At 67.3% G+C, this 19,652-nt stretch carries 12 protein-coding genes; 3 read left to right on the top strand and 9 right to left on the bottom strand.

Annotated features, from left to right (window positions below):
- Positions 1-116 precede the first annotated feature (116 nt).
- A complete protein-coding gene (locus tag LPZ50_RS09025) occupies positions 117-4,829 on the top strand; it encodes an autotransporter outer membrane beta-barrel domain-containing protein (RefSeq protein WP_230660206.1) in 4,713 nt (1,570 codons plus the stop codon).
- A 9-nt stretch (positions 4,830-4,838) separates the two neighbouring features.
- On the opposite strand, the gene LPZ50_RS09020 is transcribed toward LPZ50_RS09025, so the two are convergent.
- From LPZ50_RS09020 to LPZ50_RS09005, 4 genes are all read right to left on the bottom strand, one after another.
- Positions 4,839-6,416 carry a serine hydrolase gene (locus tag LPZ50_RS09020; protein WP_230660203.1) on the bottom strand — a complete coding sequence of 526 codons (1,578 nt, stop codon included), beginning with the start codon at positions 6,414-6,416 and terminating at the stop codon, positions 4,839-4,841.
- 7 nt (positions 6,417-6,423) lie between these two features.
- A complete protein-coding gene (locus LPZ50_RS09015; protein ID WP_230660200.1) occupies positions 6,424-7,590 on the bottom strand; it encodes a hypothetical protein in 1,167 nt (388 codons plus the stop codon).
- Positions 7,591-7,613: 23 nt separating this feature from the next.
- Complete coding sequence (ampH, locus tag LPZ50_RS09010) at positions 7,614-8,759, bottom strand: D-alanyl-D-alanine-carboxypeptidase/endopeptidase AmpH (protein ID WP_230660198.1); 1,146 nt, start codon at positions 8,757-8,759, stop codon at positions 7,614-7,616.
- 148 nt (positions 8,760-8,907) lie between these two features.
- Positions 8,908-9,822: a GAF domain-containing DNA-binding protein gene (locus LPZ50_RS09005; protein WP_230660195.1), complete on the bottom strand. Its 915-nt coding sequence runs from the start codon at positions 9,820-9,822 to the stop codon at positions 8,908-8,910.
- A gap of 527 nt (positions 9,823-10,349) precedes the next feature.
- Here LPZ50_RS09005 and LPZ50_RS09000 point away from each other — a divergent pair.
- Positions 10,350-12,038, top strand: coding sequence for a sodium:solute symporter family protein (locus tag LPZ50_RS09000; protein WP_230660192.1), 1,689 nt, complete (start codon positions 10,350-10,352; stop codon positions 12,036-12,038).
- 11 nt (positions 12,039-12,049) lie between these two features.
- The gene (locus LPZ50_RS08995) at positions 12,050-12,172 is read left to right on the top strand and encodes a putative transporter small subunit (RefSeq protein ID WP_230660188.1); all 123 of its coding nucleotides are present in this window, start codon (positions 12,050-12,052) and stop codon (positions 12,170-12,172) included.
- On the opposite strand, the gene LPZ50_RS08990 is transcribed toward LPZ50_RS08995, so the two are convergent.
- Genes LPZ50_RS08990 through kdpA form a run of 5 tightly spaced genes read right to left on the bottom strand, consistent with a single transcriptional unit; the run spans position 12,122 to position 19,622 of the window.
- Complete coding sequence (locus tag LPZ50_RS08990) at positions 12,122-12,895, bottom strand: response regulator (RefSeq protein ID WP_230660184.1); 774 nt, start codon at positions 12,893-12,895, stop codon at positions 12,122-12,124. The two genes, LPZ50_RS08995 and LPZ50_RS08990, sit on opposite strands and share 51 nt — an antisense overlap.
- On the bottom strand, positions 12,879-15,617 hold the full coding sequence (locus tag LPZ50_RS08985; protein ID WP_230660181.1) for a sensor histidine kinase: 2,739 nt from the start codon (positions 15,615-15,617) through the stop codon (positions 12,879-12,881). The genes LPZ50_RS08990 and LPZ50_RS08985 overlap by 17 nt, the downstream gene beginning before the upstream one ends.
- 26 nt (positions 15,618-15,643) lie before the next feature.
- Positions 15,644-16,279 (bottom strand): potassium-transporting ATPase subunit KdpC, encoded by a 636-nt coding sequence (gene kdpC / locus LPZ50_RS08980; RefSeq protein ID WP_230660178.1) that lies wholly within the window; start codon positions 16,277-16,279, stop codon positions 15,644-15,646.
- A gap of 9 nt (positions 16,280-16,288) precedes the next feature.
- Positions 16,289-18,328: a potassium-transporting ATPase subunit KdpB gene (gene kdpB / locus LPZ50_RS08975; protein ID WP_230660174.1), complete on the bottom strand. Its 2,040-nt coding sequence runs from the start codon at positions 18,326-18,328 to the stop codon at positions 16,289-16,291.
- Positions 18,329-18,338: 10 nt separating this feature from the next.
- Positions 18,339-19,622: a potassium-transporting ATPase subunit KdpA gene (kdpA, locus tag LPZ50_RS08970; RefSeq protein ID WP_268903295.1), complete on the bottom strand. Its 1,284-nt coding sequence runs from the start codon at positions 19,620-19,622 to the stop codon at positions 18,339-18,341.
- Positions 19,623-19,652 lie beyond the last annotated feature (30 nt).

Here is a 19,652-nt window from a genome sequence, read left to right as displayed (position 1 = left end):
GTGGTGGCATAGCCGCAAAGCACGCCGTCGATGCTGTCGCGGGCCAGCCCCGATTGCGCCAATGCCAGGTTGGCGGCGGACACGGCGGCACGGGAGGCCAAGGCGGCAATATCGCCATGACCAATACTGGAACGATCCGCAGCGCCGGGGACCACAGTGCCGCCATCGTGCTGCAAAGCATAGGTGGCGGCGGCGGCCACGGCGGCGATGCCAATGCCACGGGGGTAATTACCGCCGTGGCCATCGGCGGCAGCGGCGGTGCGGCTGGAGACGGCGCGCAGGTGCAATTGACGGCCAACGGCCAGGTCGCCACGGCAGGCGCCAATGCGTCGGGCGTCGTGCTGCAAAGCATAGGCGGTGGCGGCGGCAGCGCCGGCTCGGCCACCGCCGTGAGCGTGGGCGTGGGATTGAATGTGTCGCTGGCCACCGGGGGCCGCGGCGGCAGCGGCGGTTCGGGCGGCGCGGTGTTGTTCTCGCAGGCGCAGCAGGGCTCGATTGTCACCGCCGGGCCTCACAGCATGGGCCTGCTGGCGCAGAGCATAGGCGGCGGAGGCGGCAGCGGCGGCCTGGCCGATTCTCGCGCCATTACCATCGCTCCGCCTACTGGCGACAACCCGACCGGCACCGTCACCGTGGCCATCACCCACGGCGGCGCCGGACAGGGGGCGGGCAATGGCGGCCCGGTATCGGTCGACAACGATGGCGGCATCGCCACGACGGCCGAACAAAGCCACGGCATCGTGGCGCAAAGCATAGGCGGTGGCGGCGGCAATGGCGGCGCCGTGGTGGCGCCCCTGAAGGCCCCGACGATAGGCGCGTCGATGTTCGACGTGCAATTCACCCTGCGGCATGGCGGCCAGGGTGGCGCGGGTGGCGCGGGCGGGCCGGTGCAAGTGGCCAACAGCGCCACGGGCAACATTGCCACCCAAGGAACGGGGGCCGCCGGCATCGTGGCGCAAAGCCTGGGCGGCGGTGGCGGCAACGGGGGCGTGGTGCAAACGCACGATGCCGGATCCTTCAACGACATCCTGGGTTCGCCCACCAGTGTGTCCGGTTTGCTGGCGCAGGCCGCCACCTGGCTGGAAAGCGGGCCCGAATTCAGTGTCAAGAAAACGGTGAACCTGTCCGCCGGCGTCACGCTGGGCGGCAGCGGCGCCTTCGGCGGCGCGGCCAGCGCCTTCAACGTGCGCAACGACGGCAGTATCGCCACAGTGGGGGCCCATGCCCCGGGCATCCTGGCGCAAAGCATAGGCGGTGGGGGCGGCAATGCGGGCGCCATCGACTCCAGTGGCGCATCGTCCCTGCTGGGCAGCCTGGACTCGCTGATCCAGGCCGCCGCGTCCGGCGGCCAGAATGTATTTACGGTGGGGCTGCCGCAGTTCGGCGTGACGCAACAGGTGGGCGGCGACGGCGGCTTCGGCGGCGATGGGGGCGGCAGCGCCGCCTCCCCGGCCACGGTAACGCACACTGGCATGCTTGCCACGCAGGGCCTGGGTTCGGCCGGCATCGTGGCGCAAAGCGTCGGCGGCGGTGGCGGGCATGCCGCCAGCAGCGGCCAAAACCTGCAGGACATGCTGGACGCGGCCGCGGGCGACCAGGCGCCGGCCATCCTGGACCAGATCACCCACGTCATCAATCTGCTGGGCACCAAGGGCGTATCGGCGCTGAACTCGTTGGTGAACCTGCGTACCGGCGGCACGGACGGCGCTGGCGGCCAAGGTGGCGCCGTGCTAGTGGACGCCAGCACCGCCAGCAGCCGCATCGGCACACAAGGCGGCCAGGCGCCGGGCATTCTGGCGCAGAGCGTGGGCGGCGGCGGTGGCGTATCGCTGGCGCATCAACCGCTATACCTGTGGAGCAATGTGGATTCGACCATCGCCCTGGGCGGCACGGGCAACCTGCCGGCCGATACTCTTGTTACCAGCACCGGCGGATCGGCCGCCGTTACCCACGGCGGCAGGCTCGATACCCGCGGACCCGGTTCGGCCGGCATCGTGGCCCAGAGCGTCGGCGGAGGCGGCGGCCTGGCGGCACTGAGTCTGCACAACGCCAGCCAGGCCTCTATCGGGCAAACAGGTTCATTGGCCATCACCTTAGGTAGCGCCTATGCGCAAAGCGGGTTTGGTCCGAACTTATCCACGCTGTCGGGTGGCGCGGTTTCTGTAGGCAACACCGGCACCATCGTCACACAAGGCTCGCTATCGCCCGGCATCCTGGCCCAGAGCGTGGGCGGCGGGGGAGGCATAGCCTACGTGTCTTCCGATACCGCGCAGGGCACGGCCAGCATACAGTTGGGCGCCACCGGACTCGGGGCCGGCGGTTTCCCATCGAACAGCATCACCGGCAATGGCGGCGCGGTCACGGTTACCCAGTCCGGCGGCAACATTATCAGCACCGCCGGCGCGCTGTCGTTCGGCGTGCTGGCGCAAAGCGTCGGCGCAGGCGGGGGCTATGTCGCGCAGGAAAACGCCGGCCTGCCGTCGGCCACACCCGCCAACATCACGTTCGGTTCCAGCGTCGCCGTGACCGGCACAGGTGGCCCGGTAAACGTCACGCAGGACACCAACGCAACCATCGCCACCAGCGGCACCAATTCGCACGGGATCGTGGCGCAAAGCATCGGCGCGGGCGGCGGCATCGCTGGCCTGGCCACCCGCGCGGGCCTGGCCACATTGCAGGCCCCGGCGTCCCCGGCCAGCGGCGCAGGCGGCGCGGTCAACGTGTCAGTCTCGGGCACTGTCGCCACCTCGGGCGACGGTGCGATAGGCGTCTTTGCGCAAAGCGTGGGCGGCGGCGGCGGTTTCACGGGCGACCAGTCTTCGGCCAGCTATACCCCCGCCCTGATCCAGGACGCCGGCCTGCCCGGCGGCCAGGGCAATGGCGGCGATGTCAGCGTGAACGTGGGCGTGGGCGGAACCGTGCAAACCACCGGCGCGAACGCGCCTGCCATCCTGGCCATGAGCGTGGGTGGCGGCGGTGTTTTCAAGGACGGCACGCTGTATCAGTACGACATGCCCGCCGGCACGGCCATGCAGGGCGGCAAAATTACCGTCAACCTGGGCCAGGCCGCGCAAGTGGTGTCCGCCGCCGCCAACACCCCCGCCCTGGTGGCCGTCAGCAACGGCGGAAACGGTGGCGGACAAGCAGTGTCCATCACGCTGGACCAGGGCGCCCTGCTTGGCGCCAACAGCGAATCCGGCACAGCCATCCTGTCCATGTCTCCGCTGTCTACCACCACCATCACCAACGCCGGCATTATCCGGGCAGGCACGGCCATCAACGCCGCCAACCAGACGCGGGTAGACAACAGCGGCACGGTGTCGGGCCACGTGCTGATGGCCCAGGGAAGCACATTCAACAACCTGTCCGGCGGCAACCTGTACAGCGGCCCGCAGTTCCAGGGCAACCTGGACAACGCCGGCACCCTGAATCCCGGCGGCCCGGGCTCCTTCCAGACCACCCGGCTGGAAGGGTCGTTCAACAACAGCGGCACCTACAGCCCCGACCTGGACTTCGGCGGCGGCAAGAGTGATTTCATTTCCGTATCCGGCGCCGCCACCTTTGGCGGTACCCTGGCGCCCGTGCTGCGCAATCCCGTCAAGGGGGTATGGATGGGAATCGGCCATTTCGACAGCGCGCAGAACAGCATTCCCACTGTGGCCAGCGGCAGCCCGCTATTCAGCTATCAACTCAAGAACAACGGGCCCGATGCCTGGCGCGACCCCTTGATCGCCGTGGACGGCGATTTCACCGCGGCGGCACTGGGCCTGTCGCCCGACCGCGCCAATATTGCACGCTCGCTGCAAGGCCTGTGGGACCAGGGCAGCGCGGGCGCGGCGGCACTGTTCGACAAGTTCACCGCCGTGCAGGACGGGCCGCAGTACCGCGCAGCCCTGAACCGCGTGGCCCATGACGGCCAGTTCGCCCGCGCGGCCAACCAGATGCAGGGCTCTTACGCCGCCATGAACCGCATGATGAGCTGCCCGGCCTTCATCGGCGCAAGCACCCTGCTGCGCGAAGGCAATTGCACCTGGGCGCGCGTGGACACCAACTGGACGCGGCGCGACGGCACGTCGGCCGACGAAGCCTACCGTATCCGCCAGACGGCCCTGACGCTGGGCGGCCAGCACGAGATCCACCGCGACTGGTTCCTGGGTGGCTCGCTAAGCTATGCCGACGGCAACACGACCGCATCCGGCCTGAGCGCCGATAGCGACACATACGCCGCCGGACTGGCGCTGAAGTACAACAGCGCGCCCTGGCAGGTGTCAGTAGCGGTGCATGGCGGCGTGGAAAAAAGCCGCATGTCGCGCGACACGCTCGACGGCGTAGCCAACAGCAAGCCGCAGTCCACCTTCGTGGCGGGCCGTCTGCGGACGGCCTACGAATTTTCCTGGCCCTCGTGGTACCTGCGGCCTTATGTGGACCTGGACATCAACCACATCCGGCAGAAAAGCTATCAGGAATCGGGAGCCGGTCCCTTCAACCTGAAGGTGTTCAGCAACCACACCACGTCGTACATGCTGTCGCCCATGATAGAACTGGGCGGGCGCAAAGATCTCGGCGACGGCACCACTTTGCGGGGCTATGTCGCCGGCGGCGCCAGCTTCCTGCGCGGCGGCGATGTGGTCACCACCATGCAGCTGAGCGGCACGGGCGCCGCGCCGTTCTCGCTGCGGTCGGGCATGCCGCGCACCTACGGCAACCTGGCCGCTGGCCTGGAAATGATCACGTCCAAGGGGCTGGAACTGAAAACCGAGTACGCGCTGCGGGCCAACAAGGAATACCGCGACCAGGTGCTGACCTTGCGGGCGGCGTACCGGTTCTAGGCCGCCGCCTTATTGCCGGGCCCAGCTTCCCAGACCGTTGTCATCGTAGAACTTGATGGCGAACCCGCCGGCCCGGCCCTGGCCTGGCTGGAATACCAGCGAGGCCCGCGAATCCACCAATTCCGCCTCGCCAGCGGGTGAAAAAGCAAAAGTGTCGCCGTCCCAGTGCGCCAGCGGAAACTTCATGCCGGACGGGCCCAGCACCAGGGTCAGCGCGCCGCCGCTTTCCTGGATTTCCGCGGGGCCGTAGTAGGCGTTGCCGAATTTTCCGGTGTACTGGGCCAGGGGTTTGGCGGGCGCGGGCCGGGCCGGCCGCGGCTGCCCGGACAAATCGGCCTGGGGCTCGAAAAAGCCCAGCATCGCGCCGTTGTAGGCGGCGAACCAGTCGCGCCCGGGCTTGCCGTACAGCGCGGTGTCGACGAATTCGGCCACCACGGATTCTGCCGCGCCAACGGGCGCGCCGTTGGTCAGCACCACGATGCCCAGCCCCGCCGACGGCACGATCTTGAAGGCCGTGCCCGCCCCCAGCAGGAACGCGCCCGAATGGCCCATGGACGTGCGCCCGCCCGGTTCGATGCCTACATTGAAGCCGTAGCCATAGAAGCCGGGGCGGTCGGCCGCCGCGTGCGGATGCGCGCTGAACGACTGCGGCGACAGCGCCGGCAGCAGCGCTTCCGGGGCGATCAGCCGCTTGCCCTGATACTGCCCATTGGCGATCAGCAGCTTCAGCCATTCGGCCAGGTCGGCCACGTTGGACGAAACCCCGCCGGCCGGCGCCTGTTCGTCGGCGTTGCGCTGCCCCAGCGGCAGGAACGTGCCGTTCTGGTACACGTGCAGCGCGGCGCGGTTATCGCGCGCGCTGTAATCACGAAAGTGATAGCTGGTGGACTTCATGCCCAATGGCTGAAACAGCAATTCATCGGCCAGTTCTTCCCAAGGCCTTTTCACCGCCGCCGCCACCGCCTCGGCGCCTATGGTGGTGCTGAAGTTGGCGTAGTGATACGAAGTACGGAAAGAGTCCAGCGGCAGCAGGCGCAACCGGTTGATGACATCCTTGCGCTTGAAGCCCAGGTCTTCCAGGTCGTCGCCCGCCGTGCCGGGCAGCCCGCTGCGATGCGCGAAGAAGTCGCCTATCGTGCCGTGTTCCGACACGTAGCCGCTGCTGAGCTTGAAGCCCGGCAGGTAGCGGGACACGGGGTCGTCCCAGGCAACCGTGCCCTTGCTCACCTCGATGGCCGCCACTGTCGATGAAATGGACTTGGAAAGCGACGCGATCTGGAACACCGTCTGCGCGTTCACGGTATCGGTCTTGCCCACCTGGCGCACACCGTAGCCTTGGGCGAATACGGTCTTGCCATCGATGACCACGGCCACGGCCATGCCCGGCACCTGGCTGCGCCGCATCACGCTGTCGACGATGCCCGGCAAGGCCTGCAACGCGCGTTCGCGGCTGCCCTGGGGCATGGCTACCGCATCCGCCGGCGGGCTGGCGCCTTGGTCGATGGACACCGTCTGCGACCAGGCGCTGCCCAGGCACCCGGACGCCAGCAGAATCGCCACTGCAATAAAGGGGGATTTGTCGATCATGATTGCCTCAGAATTCCGCTTGATATGCAACACGGAACACACCTTGGTTGATGACGAGCGACTGGTCGCGTTGCCGCGTAACGCCCGCCTGCACAATGAACCCGATCGGAGTCACATAGGTCACCGCGCCGGACAGCCCCCAATCCCAGCCGTCCCGCAGGCCGTAGCGCGCCAGCTTGTCGGCGCCGCCCATCAGGTTGCGCGCCGCCGCCGTCACCGTCAGCTGCCACTGGCCGCGCGAGAACGACGCCGAGGTCACCCCGTTGAAACTGTCTACCGGCGTACCCAGGAAGGCGCTTGAATAGGTGGCCTCGTTGTACCAGCCCAGGTTCCACTGGTTGGCCAGCGGCGCGTCGTAGCGCAGCCGGGCCGACACCGTATTGGCGCTTTCGTAGCCGGGCTTGGCGTGCAGCCGGCCGGCGTCGATGCCGCCCGACACGCCTTCCAGGCCGGGCAGGTTGCGAAAGTCGTACGACACGATGAACGACTTCATCTGGTCGCTGAAAGCCGGCGACTGCGGCGTATCCAGCACGCCGTCGTCGAAACTCAGGCGCTTGTCCAGGCTGCTGTCGTCGCTCTTGAACAGCGCGGCGGCGAAAGAATGCGACCCGGAGCGGCTGGTGCCGAAGCTATAGCGCCCGCCCACGCCCACCGAGCCGCGGAATTCAGAGCCCTGGGTAAAGCCGCTGTACAGGCCGTCTATCACGTGCCATGCATCGCCGAAACCCAGGTCCATCTTGCCGCCGTACAGCGCGTAGTTGTCGGCGGTGTAGGCGGCGAACAAATTGTTCAGGCTCATGCCCAGGTCGGAAAAGACATTGTCCTTGGTTTCGTCGGTCGAGGAATCCAGCGTGGCCTTGGTGCGGATGGAAAACCGCTGCGTCAGTTGCAGCACGAACGCGCCTTCCACCTGCGGCTGCGTGCTGCTCCAGTGCGAACGCGGAATCTGCCCGTTGTCGTCGCGGATGCCGAAGTAGTTGGTGTAGCCGGCCAGCGCCAGCACCCGGCCATTGAAGCGCGGGTACACGTCGCGCCCGTCTCCCAGTTCGCTGTAGGGGGTAAGGAAAATCTCGGTCTTGAACCGGTCCGGGGCGTCCTGCGCGGCGGCCGGCCCGCCCGCCAAGCCTATCGGCACCAGCAAGGCCGGCAGTGCCACCCGGCGAAATGCGCGCATGATCTTGCCGCCCGCGCGCCGGCTCAACGGGCCAGCTCGGCCGCCAGTTCACGCACCTGGGCGTGGATGCCGTCGAACATGCCGAAGTTCACGCGGCTGGCCACCACGAAAATGCCCAGGTCCCGGTTGGGCGACAACACGGCGTAGCTCATGAAGCCGCCCAGGCCGCCGCTTTTTCCCAGCAACAAGGGCGTGCCGCCGCGCGGCATGCTGACAACCCATCCCAGGCCCATGCCATCGGCGTCGGTCACCTCGGTGCCCACCACCGATTTCAGGCCGTCATAGGGCAGCCACATCTGATGCGCCAGCAAGGCGTCGGGCTTCAACTGCCGGGCGCCCTGCAAATGCCATTTCAGCCACCGCGCCATGTCGGCGCCGGTAGAGTAAATGCCCGCGCTGGCGTACATGATGTCGGGCACGGCGGCGTTGGGATCGGGCTTGTCGAAAGGGTCCAGCCCCACCATCAGGCGCGGCTTCTGCGCGTCGCTGAGCACATTGCCGGTATCCGCCATGCCTGCCGGTTTCAGCACTTCGTTGGCCAGCAGCGTGGAATAATCGGCCCCGCCCGCCTTGGCCAGCGCATCGCCCAGCAGGCCGAACCCCATATTGGAATACAGCGTGGTGGTTCCGGGCGCGTAGGCCGGCGCATTACCGCCCAGCCACTTCCAATAATAGGCGCGGTCGAATACCGAGAACGGGTTCTCGGACGGCTTGGCGTCGGGGTCGGGCAGTTCGCGCGGCAAGCCCGCGGAATGCGTGGCCAGGTCGATCAGGGTCATGGGACGCCCGTTCACTCCAACCTGCGCGCCCGGCGGCGCATACTTGGACAGCGGGTCGGTCAGACCGACCTTGCCCTGGGCGGCCAGCGCCGCCAGCACATCGGTGGCAAATACCTTCGACACCGAGCCGATCCGGAAAATGGAGTTCTCGTCCGGCTCGACGCCGTTGCCCGGCGCCGTTTCACCATAGGCCTGGATGACGGTGTCGTCGCCGCGCACCACCGCCACGACCACGGCGGGCGCGCCGGAATTCAGGTAAAGCTGCATGCCGGCCATGGACACCGCGTCGCTCAGGGCCAGGTCGGCGGCGCGCGCCGGATTGATGCCGAATGCGCAGGCCGCGGCCAGGATGGCCACGGAGGCGCGTGACAGGATACGGGATGACTGCATGCGGGTTCTCTCAGGAAAGTCGGGCGACAGGAACATCATCGCAGGCGAGATGATCCCAAAATTGCCGTGAATGACTAAATTGCCGGTACGAAACAACATGCCGGTATGACGAACTGCATGCCGCCCGGGCCGCGCGGCGCTTTGCGCTTCAGATGCCCAGGCGTTCGCGCAGGCCTTTCCGGTACGAACGCGAGACCGGCCAGGCATGGTCTACCGTGCGCATCCGTGTCACCCATTTGTCGGCGCTGCTGCGGTCTACGTCCATCACATGCAGCGCATTCACGATGGCGGTGCGGTGGATGCGAAAGAAAATTTTCTCGGGCAACAAGGTCGACCACATGCCCAGGGCGCGCGAATCCAGCAACATGGATCCGTTCTCGAGCCAGATCTCGCTGTAGTTGCCGGCGGACCGTACGCCCACGATGGTCTCGGGCGGCACGCCTCGCACCACGCCACGCATGCTCAGGTAAATAAGCGGCTCGGAACTCTTGTGCAAGGCCACGCGCTGCTCGCGCCCGCTGGAATACTTGGCCTGCCCGATAAGGTCCGCGCACAGGAACAAGGCGTGCACTTCCGCGGCGGACCAGACCCGGTACTTGGCGGTGGTGTCGAAGCCGATGATGCCGCATAAGGTCTTGCCCTGGAACACCGGCACACTCAGCACGCTTTTGTTGCCCTGCCTCAGGAATTCCACCTGCACGACGCGCGCCGTGCGCGGCAGCACGTTCACGTCATGCACGGCCACGGCGCAACCCTGCACCAGGTAGCGGTGCAGCCAGGCGATCAGGGTCGTGGGAACGTCCTGCAGTTCAGTAACGAACGCCGCTGTCTGCCCCCTGCACCATTCATGCGTATTGCAGAACCGCAGCATGTCGGGGCGGTATTCGATCATCCAGGCCCGGTCGGCCCCGGAAGCCTCGCCCATGTGGGCCAGCTGTTCCGATATGGCATCGTCCACGGGGTGCTTCAGCAGGCTCATCGCGCAGCGATACAGCCAGTCGGCCTGGATGTCGGCGCCGAAATCGGTAGCGGAATAAATCTTGTACTTGCCGGCATCTTTCACGTGCGGTTCCCCTGGCGGCTGCCGCGGCATGCGTGCGCCACGCCGCGATTTTCACTCCGGTGCCGGAACATGGCAAGGCGGGCGTAAAGGTAGACAGCCTGTATACATGTGTCTATACTCTTTCATCTTTACGAAGTGGCTACCAGCTCACCCGCTGGCCTGGCCGCCAACCACAAGGCTGCGCACAGCGGCCCGGCATTTTTGCCGAAACACACATACCCGGCCGATTTCGGCCGCGGAACAACCCGCCAGCCCACCAGGCTGGTTCATCGCTTAGCCACACCGGGGCAGTCTTCCCGTCTTTGAACCCGTTGTGGTAGCGCGGCACCTTTGTGCTGTGTCTTGATGCTGCTCGGCCGCGCGCCCGGAAGATCCCGGCCCGGCCGCGCAGGCCTGCGATCGCGCGTACGCCGCCCGCCCGTGTTTCGGTATGCCGTTGGGACACTGCCGCCCATCGCATCCCGCGGAATCGGCATGGACGCGGCCCGCGCCACGGCGCGCGCCAAGAAAGGAGCAAGGATCACCCCATGCAGGAAGCTGAGTTCTACCAGTTATCAGGCACCACGGCCGTCATACTGCTGGTCGGTTTTTATGCCGCCACGTTCCTGATGTCGCTGCTCATCGGCAAGCGCAACGAGAACGTCGACGGCTACATGACATCGAACAACGCGGTCGGATTCGGGCTGGCCGCGGCCAGCATGATCGCCACCTGGATCTGGGCAGCTTCGTTCTACGCCAGCGCCACCTCGGGCTTCAAGTACGGTTTGTCCGGGCCCATCCACTACGGGCTGTGGGGCGCGCTGATGATCCTGTTCATTTACCCGTTCGGCAAACGCTTCCGCAAACTGGCCCCCCGGGCCCACACATTGGCCGAGGTCATCCATGCCCGGCACGGCACGTCCAGCCAGATGATCATGGCCGTGTCGAACATCATAGGCAGCTGCATCAGCCTGATGGTGAATTTCACGGCGGCGGGCGCGCTGGTATCGGTACTGACGCCCCTGAGCTTCATCCAGGGCGTGCTGATCGCGGGCCTGGGCGTACTGTCGTATACCTTCTGGTCGGGTTTTCGCGCGTCGATCATGACCGACTTCGCGCAGTTGATGGCCATGATCCTGGCCGCCGTCATCATCATTCCGCTGATCTTCTTCAACGCAGGCGGCCCGGAATTGCTGGACACCAACATGTGGCGGCTGTCGGCGGAACAGGCCGATTTTTATTCCACCCAGGCCATCCTGGAACAGGGCGCGCCCTATTTCGTGGCGGTGCTGGCCTACGCCATTGGCAACCAGACCATCGCCCAGCGCCTGTTCGCCGTGCGCGAAGACCTGATCAAGCCCACCTTCCTCACCGCCACCATAGGCTATGGCGCGGTGGTCATCGGCCTGGGCATGCTGGGCCTGCTGGCCCTGTTCACCGGCCTGCAGCCCGCCGGCGGCGACATGAACAACATCATTCCGCAGATGGCGTCGACCTACTTGTCGCCGCTGGGCATTGCCCTGTTCTTCATCCTGGTGGTGGGCTCGCTGTCGTCCACCGCCGACTCGGACCTGGCCGCGCTGTCGGCCATCGTCATGACCGATGTGTACGCCAAGAACCTGGCGGCCGGCCGTCCGGATCCGCGCCGCATGCTGTGGTGGGGCCGCGCCACCATGATCGTGGCCACCATGATAGGCGTGGTGTTCGCCAGCCTGCGGCTGGACATCCTGGTCATGCTGGTGTTCGTGGGCGCCCTGTGGGGAGCCATCGTGTTCCCGGTTATCGCCAGCTTCTACTGGAACCGGGTCGACAACCGCGCCTTCACCTGGTCGGTGCTGGCGGCCGTGGCCATGTTCACCATCGTGCGCTTTGAACTGGTGCCCATCGAAGGCGCCGTGGCGCTGGTGTTCGAGTTCTGCGCCGCGGTGGGCGGGGGCGTGGTGCTGGGCCTGATGACCTTCGGATTCTTCGGCCGCCGCCCGGCGATGGTCGTGGGCATCCTGGCTTTCGCCATCATGCTGCCAGTATTCCTGGGCACGCTGCGCGAATACATCGTGCTGACCGGATCGCTTACCGCCTATGGCGTCAGCGCCATGCTGTGCGTGGCCCTGAGCCTGCGCAATCGCGAGCGGTTCGACTTTTCCCTGCTGTCCGAACGCGTCACCTCGTTCCACCGTGAACAGGAAGCCATGCTGGCCCCCGCGGCCCAACCTGCCGCTCAGACGGCGCGCGCCTGAAGGAGATTGCCATGTTGCTGACTATCTATATTCTGATCTGGCCGGTGATTTCGGCTGCCATCCTGGTGCTGCTGGCCGTGGCGCTATGGCGCGACCTGCGGGCCGCCCGCAAGAACGGCAAGGCGATGGTCTGACGTGTCCTTGGCAATGAACCGCAGCCCCACCCCGGGCTCGGTGGCGATGTAGCGCGGGGCCGAAGCCGGGTCGCCCAGCTTCTGGCGCAGCTTGCCGACCAGGATGCGCAGGTAATGCGCATCGTCGGCGTGCGTGGGGCCCCATACTTCGCGCAAAACCTGCGTCTGCGTCACCAGCCGGCCGGGCTGGCCGGCCAGCAGCGCCAACAGGGCATATTCCTTGCGGGTCAGGGCCACGCGCTGGCCCCGCAGGCTGACCGTGCGGTGGGCCAGGTCGATACACAGCGTGCCGTCGTCGAACACCGGACTGGCGCCGCCCTGCGCCACGGCCGACCGCAGCAGGGCCCGGATCCGCGCCATCAGTTCGGCCACGCCGAAGGGCTTGGTCACGTAGTCGTTGGCCCCGGCGTCCAGCAGCGCCACTTTCTCGCTTTCGCCGGATCTTACGGTAAGCACGATGACGGGCACGCTGGACCACTGCCGCAGTTCTTTCAGCGCCTCGCCGCCGTCCTTGTCGGGCAGCCCCAGGTCCAGGATGACCAGGTCGGCTCCCTGGCTGGCCAGCAGCGTCAGGCCTTCCTGTGCGGTGCCGGCCAGGCGTGTCGCATAGCCTTGCGACCGCAGGCTGATATCGATGAACTTGCGGATCTGCGGCTCGTCGTCGATGACCAGGATGCGCGCCGCCGCGGCAGCGGCCGGGCCGGATTCACTCGGCGGGATCATGCGTGTCGGTCTCCTGTTGCGGGTAGCCGCCCCACGGCAAGGTCAGGCGCACGGTGGTGCCCTGCCCGTCGGGGCCCGGCAGCGCCTCGACACTGCCCATGTGCGCGCCCACGATACCCCGCACGATCGTCAGGCCCAGGCCCGTGCCCTGCTTGCCGCGGTCGCCCCGCTCTACACTGTAGAACATATCGAAGATGCGCCGCCGCTCGTCTTCGGGAATGCCCGGCCCGCGGTCCCAGACACTTACCTGCAGCTGGCTGTCCGGGCCGCGCCGCACGCGCACCCCGATGGGCTCGCCTGGCGGGGAAAACTTCGCCGCGTTCTCCATCACATTGAACAAGGCCTGCTCGACCAGCGCCGGGTGGACATGAATGGGCGGCAGGCCAGGTGGAATATCGTGTTCGATGCGCACCCCGGGCTCGTAGCGCTGCAGGCGCCGGGCTGCCGAGCCCACCAGTTCGTCGATACCTATCCAGTCGCGCGCCAGTGTCAGGCCCTGCTGGCCCAGCCGCGTCATGTCCAGCAGGTTCTGTATGTAGCGGTCCAGGCGCTCGCCCTCGACGCGTATGGTGGCCAGCAGCTCCTGCCGGTCGTCCGGCCCCATGTCCTGGCCATAGCGCGCCAGGCTGTCGGCCGCGCCTATCATGGACGCCAACGGCGAACGCAGATCGTGCGACACCGACGACAGCAGCGCGGACCGCAGCCTCTCGGTTTCGCCGGTGACCCGCGCTGCTTCCAGGTCGGCCACCAGGCGTGTGCGCAGCGCGGCCTGGCCGATGTCTTCCACCATGCTTTCGGCCAGGCGTCGCTGCTCGAACGGCAGGCGGCCGGTGCCGGCGCGGAACCGCAGGCCCACCACGCCCAGCACCTCGGCGTCGGACCGCACCGGCAGGAACCACCAGGCCGACTGAGACAGGGTATCGGTGTAGCGGCCGCTGGCCTGGCCGTGGCGCTGAGTCCAGTCGGCCGCCATCAGGTCTTTGTCGTCCAGGCCGGCGGGTGCCGCGGTGCCGGCGTCGCCATTGATGCGCACCCAGGCCTGGGCATGCAAGGTGGCTTGCAGCACCGCCGAACCCGCCGCGATCACCTGCCCCAGGTCGGCCGCCTGGGACAACTGGCGCCCCAGCCTTTGCATGGCCGTGGCATGGGTGTTGGCCGCGCGCAGCGCGACCACCTGCATGCGCAGCCGCGATGCCAGCCGGCCCGCGATCAGCGCGGCGGCCAGGAACAGCATCACGGTGGCCACCCCGCGATGCGCGCTGATCAGGAAGGTGTAGCGCGGCTCGATGAAAAAGAAGTCGTACGACAAAAAACACAGCACGGCCGTCATGACAGCGGCAATCATGCGGGTGCGCGACGCCACCAGCATCACGGCCACCAGGAACACCATGGACAAGTCCTGCAGGCCCAGCAGCCGTTCCGCCAGCGCCGCCAGGCCGGTGGCAATAGCGCCGGCCAGCAGGGTCTGCAGCACTTCGCGCCCGGTGGGCGGCCCGCCGCCGGCATCGGGCAGGCGCGCCGCCCGGTGCCGGGCCTGGGGAGTGCCCACGATGGTCAGTTCGTAGCGCGCGCCACGCTGCAGCAACTGCTGCGTCAGCGTGCGGTTGAACACGCGGGCCACCGGCCTTTCGCGGGTGCGGCCGATGACAATCGAACGCGCGCCGCGCGCCATGGCCGCATCCAGCAGGGCCTGGGGAATATCGGTGTTGTGCAGGATCTCGGTGTCGCCGCCCAGGGATCGTGCCAGCGCAAAGGCCTTGTCGATTTCCATCAGGCGGCGCTGTTCCCCGCCCGCCGCCGCGCCCGCCGTGCGGGCATCCGCCTTCTGGCCGGCGGCATACTGTGACGCTCCGGCCGAACGGCCGGTGTCCACGGTAACCACCGTCCAGGGCGCGCCGCGGCGCTCGGCGATTCTCGCGCCGGCCCGCACCAGGTATTCCGACTGGCCCCGGCCATCGATGGCGATCAGCACGTGGCGTTGGATGGACAGGCCGTCCAGGCCCAGGGCAGTACGCTTTTCGCGCAGGTCGATGTCGACGTGCCCGGCCACCGTCTGCATCGCCAGTTCGCGCAGCGCGGTCAGGTTCGAAGGCGAAAAAAAGGCCTGCAAGGCCTGCGCCGCCTGCTCGGGCATATATACCTTGCCGGCATTGAGCCGCTCGATCAGTTCGCGCGCGGGCAGGTCTACCAGGCGAATGTCGCGCAGCCGCTCGAATACCGAATCCGGCACGGTCTCGGTGACGCGGATGCCGGTAATCTGGTGCACCACGTCATTGACGCTTTCCAGGTGCTGGATATTGACAGTGGTGTACACATCGATGCCAGCGTCCAGCAGTTCCTGCACGTCCTGCCAGCGACGTTCGTGCCGGCTGCCGGGCGCGTTGCGATGCGCCAGCTCATCCACCAGCGCCACCGCCGGCCGGCGCGCCAGCAAGGCGTCCAGGTCCATTTCTTCCAGCTGCCGGCCCTGGTACTGCAATAGCTTGCGGGGCAGCAACGGCAGCCCGTCGACCAGGGCCTGGGTTTCGCCGCGGCCGTGGGTTTCCACCACGCCGATCAGCACGTCCGCGCCCTGGCGCTGCAGTTCGCGCGCGCGCGCCAGCATGGCGTAGGTCTTGCCCACCCCTGGCGCCGCGCCCAGGAACACCGTCAGGCGCCCGGCGCGCTGGCGGTCCAGTTCGCCCAGCAATGCATCGGCCTGTTCAGTGCGTGGGTTTTTCATTGCCCGGCATGCTTATCGAAAACGAATCACTGTACTCCTGTCCGCCCCGCGCCAAGCCGGTCCAGCGCCAGGTTCAGGCGCAGGACGTTGACCCGGGGCTGTCCCAGCAGGCCGAACTGCGGGCCTTCGGTGAACTGCGCCACCAGGGCGTCGACCTGGGCGCGGGCCAGCGCCCGGGCCGCGGCCAGGCGCCCGGCCTGCATGGCGGCATTGGCCGGACTGATGTGCGGGTCGATGCCGCCTCCGGACTGGGTAACGCTGTCGCTGGGCACGGCCTCGGCATCGGCCTGGTCGCGCCGCGCCACCGCGTCGCGCGCCGCCTCGATGCGCTGGCGCATTTCCGGATTGCTGCGGGCCTGGTTGCTGCCGGCCAGGTTCATGACATCGTAGCCCGACGCGGAGGGGCGCGGCTGGAAGTAGCGCGCATCCGCGAAGGGCTGCGCCACCAGCGCCGACCCCACGACGCGTCCGTCGCGTTCAACCAGGCTGCCGTTGGCGGCCGCCGGGAACAAGGCCTGCCCTATGCCCAGGCCCGCCAAGGGGTAAAGCAGGCCCGCTCCAAGCATTGCCAGGACGGCCATGGCGACGGCGCCTCGCAACAGGCTGCGGTCATGCACGCTGGATTGCCCGGGCGCGGTATTCAACAGGGTTTCGGTCGACATGATTGCATCCTAGAAAGAGAACAGGCCGGCGACCGCCATATCGATCGCCTTGATGGCAACGAATGGCAGCACCACGCCCCCCACGCCGTACACCAGCATGTTGTTGCGCAGCAGCTGCGTCGCGCCGGACGGCTTGTAGCGCACGCCGCGCAGCGCCAGCGGAATCAGCAGCGGAATGATGATGGCGTTGAAGATCAAGGCCGACAGCACGGCGCTGGCCGGGCTGGACAGCGCCATCACGTTCAGCGCGGCCATCTGCGGAATGGCCGCGGCGAACAGCGCCGGCAGGATCGCGAAGTACTTGGATACGTCATTGGCCAGGGAAAACGTGGTGAGCGCGCCGCGGGTAATCAGTTGCTGCTTGCCGATTTCCACCACCGCCAGCAATTTGGCCGGATCGCTGTCCAGGTCGACCATGTTGCCGGCTTCCTTGGCGGCCTGCGTGCCCGAATTCATGGCCAGGCCCACATCGGCCTGGGCCAGCGCCGGCGCATCATTGGTGCCGTCGCCCACCATGGCCACCAGCCGGCCGCCGGCCTGTTCGGCACGGATTCGCGCCAGCTTGTCCTCGGGCCGCGCCTCGGCAATGTAGTCATCCACCCCCGCCTCGGCCGCGATGTTGGCCGCCGTCAGCGGGTTGTCGCCGGTGATCATCACCGTCCTGACCCCCATGGCGCGCAGGCGCGCGAAGCGCTCTTTGATGCCGTGCTTGATCACATCGGACAGCTCGATCACGCCCAGCACATGGCGGCCGTCGCTCACCACCAGCGGCGTGGCGCCGTTGCGCGCCACCGCCGCCACGCGCGCTTCCAGTTCGTGGGGCACCGCGCCGCCCAGCGCCTGGACATGCCGCGCAATGGCATCCAGCGCCCCCTTGCGGATGATGCGGCCGTCCGGCATATCCACCCCCGACATGCGCGACTGCGCCGAAAAAGGCACGAACCGCGCATCGTCAGGCTGGCCGCCGGCTTCGCCCTGGCTGGCGGCCAGCTTGACGATGGATTTGCCCTCGGGGGTGGGGTCGGCCAGCGAGGCCAACAGGGCCGCCCTGCACAAGCGGGCGGGCTCTGCCCCTGCCAGGGCATGGAAGGCGGTGGCCTGCCGGTCGCCGTGGGTAATGGTGCCGGTCTTGTCCAGCAACAGCACGTCCACGTCGCCCGCCACTTCCACGGCCTTGCCGGACTTGGCCAGCACATTGGCCCGCAGCGCGCGGTTCATGCCGGCAATGCCGATGGCCGGCAGCAGCCCGCCTATGGTGGTGGGAATCAGGCACACCAGCAAGGCCACCAGCAGCACGGCATTGGGCTGTACGCCGACGAACCCGCCAATGAACGGCAGCGAGACCACCACCATCAGGAAGGTGGCCGTCATCACCGCCAGCAGCAGCCCCAGCGCGATCTCGTTGGGAGTCTTCTGGCGGTTCGAACCTTCCACCAGGGCAATCATCCGGTCCAGGAAGCTGTTGCCAGGTTCGGCCGTGACGCGCACCACGATATGGTCGGACAGTACCTTGGTGCCGCCGATCACCCCGGAACGGTCAGTGCCGGCCTCGCGCAGCACGGGGGCCGATTCGCCGGTTACCGCGGCCTCGTTGATGGTGGCCAGGCCCTCGATGATCTCGCCATCGGCCGGCACCAACTGCCCCGCATCCACCACTACCCGGTCGCCGGGCCGCAGTTCGGACGCCGGAACCACCTGCTCGGCTCCGGAATCGGCCAGGCGGCGGGCGCTCAGGTCTTGGCGCGCCCGGCGCAGCGAAGCCGCCTGCCCGCGCCCGCGGGATTCGGCCACGGCTTCGGCGAAATTGCCGAACAGCACCGTCAGCAACAGAATCACCGTGACGGCACTGCCGAAACCGGCCGTCGCCCAGCCGGCGGCCGTGGCGGCGGCCGCCACCAGCGTGCCCAGCCAGACCACGGCCATCACGGGGTTCTTGATCATGTGCCACGGCGCCAGCTTGATGAAGGCATCGGCCAGCGCCGACGCGAAGCCGCTATCCGGGCCATGCGGGCCCCTGCCCGCGACTTGCTTGGAACTTGTCTGGTTCATGGTTTTCTCGTCAATGCGCCACCAGGCTCAGGTGGTCGGCCACCGGGCCCAGCACCAGTACCGGCATGAACTGCAGCAGGGTCAGCACCACGATCACCGCGATCAGCGTCAGCGCGAAAGTGGGCGTTTCTACCTGCAGGGTGCCCGCGCCTTCCGGCGCCCGGCGCTTGCGGGCCAGCATGGCGGCAATCGCCAGGGGAACGATCAGGGCCGGATAGCGGCCCGCCGCCAGCACGAAGCTGGTCGTCACGTTCCACCACACGCTGGCGTCGGCCAGCCCTTCGAAGCCCGAACCGTTGTTGGCGAAGGCCGACGTGTATTCATAGAACACCTGGCTGATGCCATGGAAGCCCGGGTTGGAATTTCCCGCCAGGCCCGGCACGGACAGCGTCACCGCGGTAAAACCCAGCAGCACCAGCGGCTGCAGCAGCACCAGCATGCCCAGCAGCTTCACTTCCGGCGCTTCGACTTTCCGCCCGAACAACTCGGGGGTGCGCCCTGTCATCAGGCCGGCCAGGAACACCGCCAGCAACAGGTACACCAGGAACTGCTGCAGGCCGCAACCGATGCCGCCCCAGATGGCATTGATCAGCATATCGCTCATCGCCACCAGGCCCGTCAGGGGCGCCAGGGAATCGTGCATGGCATTCACCGAGCCGTTGGACGTCTGGGTGGTCAGCGCGGCCCACAGCGCCGACGCATCGGCGCCGAACCGAACTTCCTTGCCCTCCATCAGGGCAATATCGGCCGAGGTGGACGAATGCGCTTCCGACCACACCGCCAGGCCCGCCGAAACCAGCGACAGGGCCAGCATCGTGCCGAACACCAGCGCGCTGAACCTGCGCCGCCCCGTCAGGCCGCCCACCATGAACACCACCGATACCGGCACCAGGATCAAGGCCAGGGTTTCCAGCAAGTTGGAAAACGGCGTGGGGTTCTCCAAGGGCACCGAACTGTTGGGGCCGTACCAGCCGCCGCCATTGGTGCCCAGTTGCTTGATCGCCACCATCGGGGCCACCGGGCCCAACGGTATCTTCTGCTCTTTCAATTCAACCGAAGCGTCCACGGGCGCCGCCGTGGGCCCGCCCGCCAGCGTGGCCGGCACACCCTGGCTGGTCAGCAAGGCCGACCACAGCAGGCACAGCGGCAGCATGAAACGCAAGGTAGGCCGGATGACGTCGGCCCAGTAATTGCCCACGTCCGCCGCGGCCCTTGCCGAGCCGCTTGGCTGGGATGCAGCAACCCGTGAAGCCGAAATCCAGCACGCGCAGGATGTCCTGCAACGCTTCCACAAGGTTGACGTCCACAGCCTGGTGGCCAGATC

Origin of the sequence: Bordetella petrii, from assembly GCF_020991325.1 — a bacterium.
Taxonomy (GTDB): Bacteria; Pseudomonadota; Gammaproteobacteria; order Burkholderiales; family Burkholderiaceae_B; genus Bordetella_A; species Bordetella_A petrii_E.
Note: the sequence above shows the minus strand (reverse complement) of the source record. Positions and strands in the feature narration are given on the sequence as shown.

Coding starts and splice junctions, on each gene's coding strand:
- LPZ50_RS09015 (WP_230660200.1), bottom strand. CDS start 7,590: ATGCGCGCATTTCGCCGGGTGGCACTGCCGGCCTTGCTGGTGCCGATA.
- LPZ50_RS08985 (WP_230660181.1), bottom strand. CDS start 15,617: ATGAAAAACCCACGCACTGAACAGGCCGATGCATTGCTGGGCGAACTG.
- LPZ50_RS08995 (WP_230660188.1), top strand. CDS start 12,050: ATGTTGCTGACTATCTATATTCTGATCTGGCCGGTGATTTCGGCTGCC.
- kdpC (WP_230660178.1), bottom strand. CDS start 16,279: ATGTCGACCGAAACCCTGTTGAATACCGCGCCCGGGCAATCCAGCGTG.
- ampH (WP_230660198.1), bottom strand. CDS start 8,759: ATGCAGTCATCCCGTATCCTGTCACGCGCCTCCGTGGCCATCCTGGCC.
- LPZ50_RS09020 (WP_230660203.1), bottom strand. CDS start 6,416: ATGATCGACAAATCCCCCTTTATTGCAGTGGCGATTCTGCTGGCGTCC.
- kdpB (WP_230660174.1), bottom strand. CDS start 18,328: ATGAACCAGACAAGTTCCAAGCAAGTCGCGGGCAGGGGCCCGCATGGC.
- LPZ50_RS09000 (WP_230660192.1), top strand. CDS start 10,350: ATGCAGGAAGCTGAGTTCTACCAGTTATCAGGCACCACGGCCGTCATA.
- LPZ50_RS09025 (WP_230660206.1), top strand. CDS start 117: ATGACCAATACTGGAACGATCCGCAGCGCCGGGGACCACAGTGCCGCC.
- LPZ50_RS08990 (WP_230660184.1), bottom strand. CDS start 12,895: ATGATCCCGCCGAGTGAATCCGGCCCGGCCGCTGCCGCGGCGGCGCGC.